The following is a 3,178-nucleotide window of genomic DNA, read 5'->3' on the forward strand; positions in this document are numbered from 1 at the left end:
TCTGGCTCGTACCAGCGTAGGGAAGTTAACGGCTTTACATAATGATGTCTTTATGAGCCAGGTCCTTATTTTTTTATGGACCTGGCTCTTTTTATGGAAGATGCGCAAATTGGGAATACCGACAGTAGTGGATAGGGTTGTTCAACAAGCAATCAGTCAAGTGCTTGGTTCAATATTTGAAAAACAATTTAGCGAATCTAGTTACGGCTTTAGACAAGGGCTCTTTTATGTTTGTATTTCGGAACTTCATCATATTTCTCTAAATAATAAGCACGGTAAGTAGCTTCACGAAGTTGTACAGAGTTGGCAGCTTCAACCATGTAATAACGAAGATACTGGTTTCCCGTTCGTGTCATGGGTGTTCGTTCCGATTCAAAGTTTCCAGATTGCGATTTTTTCCAGTAAAGACCGGTGTATTTGGCCAATTGTGCTTCGTTCTCAAAGCGTTCAATTTGTCCAACTTCCGCAATGATTCCCGCGGCGTATACGACTCCAATGCCTGGAACACTTGTTAAATATCTCGCTTCTGGAATGGCTTCGAAAAAAGCAGTAATGCTTTTTTCTATTTCTTTGATTTGTTTTTTCAATGTTTGAATCAATCGTGCATAAGTGGCTAATACAACGTCCACAGAGTCTTGAACGACCTTACCTAGTCGGTAGGATTCACGTATGGCTTTCTTGATGGTTTTCGCTAAATCTTCCGGGTCGCTAAAGCGTCCTTTCCCCTTTTTCTGAAGAAGAGTAGCGAGTGCTTCTAGATCCATTTCTGCGATTTCATCCAACGAAAGGGAATCTGAGAGTATTTCCATCATCGTCGCACCAAAAACAGAGGTATTTAACTCTTTCGATAACGTATTACATTTGTAGTAAAGGTTCTTCAGAAAGTGTTGCTTACATTCTGTTTGCTGGTGAACGAGTTGATATCTAGATCGTGTTAAACGTTGAAGGGCAACGTATTTTTCCTCCTTGATAAGAAACTTATTATACCGTCCGATTCGTAAAAAATCGGCAATACGGAAAGCATCTATTTTATCGGTCTTATCTTCTTCAAAGAGTTTTTTATACCGATGGATGGCTTTTGGATTTTGTACGACCACTTCCACGTCTAAAGCCCTCAAATCCTTATCTTCCGTTAGGAACATGGAAGGATGGAAACTATAGACGGAAGTAGATTCCATGCCAATGACAATTTTTTTATAGTTGTACAACTGGTGAAAATGGAGAACATCCTCCTTAATGGCGTTGGCACCATTCACATCGTTTGAAAGACAAATTTCTTTCAAAACAGTGTCATGACTGTCAAGAAAACATACATCAAGTTTTTCAGAGCTTACATCAATAGCTACGAATAATCTCAAAGAAAGGACCTCCTTTCTTTGAATAGTATTTGGAATGAGCTTGGATACTGTGGGATCTTCCTAGAGTCCAAAACATAGCCACAACCTCGCGTATGAGTATTCAATGATTGCCTTCATCTAAGCTGCCCTCCCACCACTATGAGAGGTAAGTGAAGGAAACCGATACAGCTTGTGCGTATGCAGTGCATTTTGGTCTGGGTCACAGTCTTTTAACGTGGTCGAACTACAGGAGGAGTAAGCATATTCCCGATGGGTCCATTTCTGCACTTCCATTATCTGGAGAAATCCCCCAGTATCCAAGACTAAATTTTACCCATACATCATTTTTTTGATGTAGCTCTTGAAGATAAAAACTATTTAATTTTCAAGGAACAGTTATTAACTTAAAACTTATTATACGAGGAGGGTGTATCATGAAAAAAATATGCTTTGTATTAATTGTCGACGCTGGTATAAATTATGGTTCAATATTTTCTCTACCATTTTTAAGGAATCAGAATGATTTGAAGGAATATTTTTCTGAGTATTATGATGTTTCAATTAATTATATCAGGGATAAAAACTCAGTTGACTATTTGGTAGTTCCCAAACCGTGTCCAGCTTTTGATAATGAAAATAATCTTCCAATAATTGAAGTACCAGCAATCTTATTTATGGAAAAGAATTTTGAAAAAATAAAGACTTATATAGACAATTATTTTTCTAATAACTCATAAAGAAAATAAAAGTACAGTAAAAAGAAGTCCGATAAAAAACGAGTGGTGTAGAATATTTCTATTAATCATTCGTTTTTTATTATATTTACATATATTTTTTAAAAGAGGATTATAGACGTTTTGAAAAAAATTAATTATAACAAGAACAGTGTTCGTGCTACTATCTACGGTTATTTTTTGTACTAAGTACCCCTTTAACTAACAAGACAACAAAAAATAATTAACGTATTAAGGAAAAATGTTACAATAAATGTAAGAGTTTTTTCTTTGAGTTTTAGCTCTGAATAATAAAGGTAGTTAAATCACTAAATGGAGGAGCAGGTCAATTTTGTTCCTTGTATAGTAAATTGTTACCTATCTCTATTGCAGGTTGTATGGCAGGTAGCAGTTGTAGCGAAATGCAGTAGAGACAAAGGCTCTTTGTCAAACGGGACTGATGAATGTATTTGGCAAGTAAAAAATGGTTCTTTCCGGAGTTGGTTGAAAAGTCTCATTCTCTCCAAAAGTAGAATCTTTGTCCGCAATGTGGAGAATTTGCATCGACCATACATGATTCTTTTAATAAGCTTTAACTTGTTTATGCTCCCTTCGGCAAGACCATTATTATTCTCATAAGTTACCGCATTTCTGACAGCTTCAATATCCCCGGCTAATCCATTCGTAAAGCTCTTAAACTCTTGTATATTAGTATTCTTCATTTTCTCAATACAATGGTCGAAATTCTCAACACTCTTTGTGGTGAAGATGTTTTTAAACTCCCATGTTAAGTCATAAACTATTTTTACAATAGGGTGTTCTTCGTAATTATTGTTGGTATTATGACGTATGTTCAAGCATATTATTTAACGTGGATGATTCCATAAAGAGAAAAAGAAATAACCTTTGCATTTTTCAGATTATCGTGTATGATGGGAAAGTATTGAAAATTAAATCAGTGATAAACTAGGGGTGCCTAACGTATGCGTAGGCTGAGAGAGAAGCGCGTGAACTTCTTAACCCTTTGGACCTGATCTGGCTCGTACCAGCGTAGGGAAGTTAACGGCTTTACATAATGATGTCTTTATGAGCCAGGTCCTTATTTTTTTATGGACCTGGCTCTTTTTA

At 36.2% G+C, this 3,178-nt stretch carries 1 protein-coding gene, 3 pseudogenes and 1 riboswitch; of the genes and pseudogenes, 2 read left to right on the forward strand and 2 right to left on the reverse strand.

All coding sequences use genetic code 11. From position 1 onward, the window contains the following. Positions 1-97: 97 nt before the first annotated feature. A pseudogene (locus BM089_RS31715) lies at positions 98-214 on the forward strand (Retron-type RNA-directed DNA polymerase); the annotation flags it as partial. Here the strand turns inward: BM089_RS31715 and BM089_RS30155 are convergent. After that, a pseudogene (locus tag BM089_RS30155) lies at positions 213-1,358 on the reverse strand (IS110 family transposase); the annotation flags it as partial. The pseudogenes BM089_RS31715 and BM089_RS30155 overlap by 2 nt on opposite strands. A gap of 413 nt (positions 1,359-1,771) precedes the next feature. Here BM089_RS30155 and BM089_RS30160 point away from each other — a divergent pair. Next, positions 1,772-2,074 carry a hypothetical protein gene (locus tag BM089_RS30160; RefSeq protein WP_053563352.1) on the forward strand — a complete coding sequence of 101 codons (303 nt, stop codon included), beginning with the start codon at positions 1,772-1,774 and terminating at the stop codon, positions 2,072-2,074. Positions 2,075-2,613: 539 nt separating this feature from the next. Here BM089_RS30160 and BM089_RS31720 read toward each other — a convergent pair. Then, a pseudogene (locus tag BM089_RS31720) lies at positions 2,614-2,907 on the reverse strand (transposase); the annotation flags it as partial. Positions 2,908-3,008: 101 nt separating this feature from the next. Beyond that, a riboswitch (TPP riboswitch) is annotated at positions 3,009-3,124 on the forward strand. Positions 3,125-3,178 lie beyond the last annotated feature (54 nt).

The sequence above is a fragment of the Bacillus sp. 5mfcol3.1 genome, assembly GCF_900114335.1.
Lineage (GTDB): Bacteria > Bacillota > Bacilli > Bacillales > Bacillaceae_G > Bacillus_A > Bacillus_A thuringiensis_S.